We start from the raw sequence: 1,994 nt of genomic DNA on the forward strand, positions 1-1,994 counted from the left end.
GTCGGGCGCGCGCCCCACCCTCGTGCCGGGAGGCCGCCCGTGATCCGCATCGTGCTCGTCGACGACCAGGAGCTGTTCCGCGGCGGCGTGCGCGTCGCCCTCGACGCCCAGCCCGACCTCGAGGTCGTCGGCGAGGCCGGCGACGGGCGGGAGGGCCTCGCCGTGATCGACGAGGTGCGTCCCGACGTAGTGCTCCTCGACATGCGCATGCCCGTGATGGACGGCCTCGAGACCGTGCGCGCCCTCTTCGACGGCACGCGCGACGCGCCGCCGCGCGTGATCGTGCTGACGACGTTCGCGCTGGACCGCGCGTCGGCCACCGCCATCCGCGGCGGCGCGAGCGGCTTCCTCCTCAAGGACGCGACGCCCGCGTTCCTCGCCGCGGCGATCCGCGCGGTGCACGCGGGCAGCGCCGTGCTCGCGCCGGACGAGCTCACGCAGCTGTTCACCTCCGACGCGACCGCGGCTCCCGCTCCCCCGGCGCCGCCCGAGTACCGGTCGCTGAGCGCGCGCGAGAAGGACGTCTTCGGGCACGTCGCGCGCGGCCTCTCGAACGCGGAGGTCGCGGCGCGGGAGTTCGTCAGCGAGTCGACCGTGAAGACGCACGTCAGCAGCATCCTGGCGAAGCTCGCGCTCCGGGACCGCGTGCAGCTCGTCGTGTACGCGCACGACCACCGGCTCGTGGAGCGGTCGGGGGCGTAGGCGCCGGGCCGGGCGCGTCACCCGCCGAGGGCGCCCCCGCAGCGGTGCAGCTCGGTGGCCAGCGCGTCGATCTCGGCGCGGGCGGACTCCGCCGGGACGGACGGGTCCACGTCCTCCGCCCAGATCGTGAAGGCGACCTCCGTGCCGTCCTCCGCGTCCGCGATGCCGGTGAGCCCGTGCATCCGGTCGAGCGTGCCGGTCTTCCCGCGGATCCGGCCGGCCGCCGCGTCCGCCTCGCCCGTGAACCGGCCGCCCTCCGCGAGCGTGCCCGTGCGCCCGGCGACGGCGAGGCCGGCGTCGACGATCGCGAGGTCGCCGCGGTGCTCCGCGATCCGCACCATGAGCCGGGTGAGGAGCGCCGCGGGGACGCGGTTCGCGTCCGACAGGCCGGAGCCGTCGACGAGGACGACCCCGTCCGTCGGCAGGTCGAGGCCGGCGAGGGCGGCGGGCGTGCCGCGCTGGATGTCGGCGGCGGCGCTGCCCGATCCCGTCTCGATCGCGACCAGGCGGGCGAGGGTCTCCGCGAGCGTGTCGTCGGAGTGGGTGAGCATGTAGCCGACCAGGTCGCGGACGGGCGCGGACTCCACGGTGCCGAGCACGGCGGATCCGGGCGCCGCGGTCACGAGCGGACCGTCGGCCGCCACGTCGTCGCCGAGGAGCGCCGCGAATGCGTCGGCGGCGCGGGCGACGGCCGCCTCGCCGCGGCGCGAGTAGGGCTCGGCCGGGTCGTCGCGGTCGCCGTCGACCATGAGCGCCGTGATGTTCGACATGGATCCGCCGCGCCTCGCCTCGAGCGGCCACTCGGGCAGCCACGCGGGTCCCGTGAACAGGCCGCTGTCGACCTGGAGCCGCCGGATGGGGACGCCCGCGAGGTCGGGATCGACGCGGCGGGCGTCGAGCACCTGGCGCGCGAGGTCGTCGAGGTGGGGCGCGTCCGGGTATACGCCGTCGGTGCCGGTCGGGAGGCGGCTGAGCGTGGGATCGCCGCCGCCGACGAGGACGACCGTGTCGGCGCGCGCGCCCTGCACGACCCGCGTGGCGATCCGGCGGTCCGGGCCGAGCGCATCGACGGCGGCCGCCGCGGTGAGGACCTTCATGGTGCTCGCGGTCGGCGCGGGCACGTCGCCGCGCACGTCGAGGACGCTCGCGCCCGCGTCGCCGTCGACCTCGGCGGCCGAGAGGTGCAGCGTCCCGGTCGACCAGCCGCCCGTGAGCGCGTCGACGGTGCACGACGCGGGGTCGGCCGACGCGCCGCCCGCGGGCGACGGGAGGATCCCGGTGACGAGCCCTGC

The 1,994-nt window shown here is 77.0% G+C and carries 2 protein-coding genes; one reads left to right on the forward strand and one right to left on the reverse strand.

All coding sequences use genetic code 11. The features are described from left to right. Positions 1–39: 39 nt before the first annotated feature. On the forward strand, positions 40–702 hold the full coding sequence (locus tag DZG00_RS15020; RefSeq protein WP_119383269.1) for a response regulator: 663 nt from the start codon (positions 40–42) through the stop codon (positions 700–702). Between the two features lie 17 nt (positions 703–719). On the opposite strand, the gene DZG00_RS15025 is transcribed toward DZG00_RS15020, so the two are convergent. Further along, positions 720–1,994, reverse strand: a 1,275-nt coding sequence (locus tag DZG00_RS15025; protein ID WP_119455797.1) for a D-alanyl-D-alanine carboxypeptidase/D-alanyl-D-alanine-endopeptidase, incomplete at its 5' end; no start/stop codon positions are given.

It is taken from the genome of Clavibacter lycopersici (genome assembly GCF_003576405.1).
Lineage (GTDB): Bacteria > Actinomycetota > Actinomycetes > Actinomycetales > Microbacteriaceae > Clavibacter > Clavibacter lycopersici.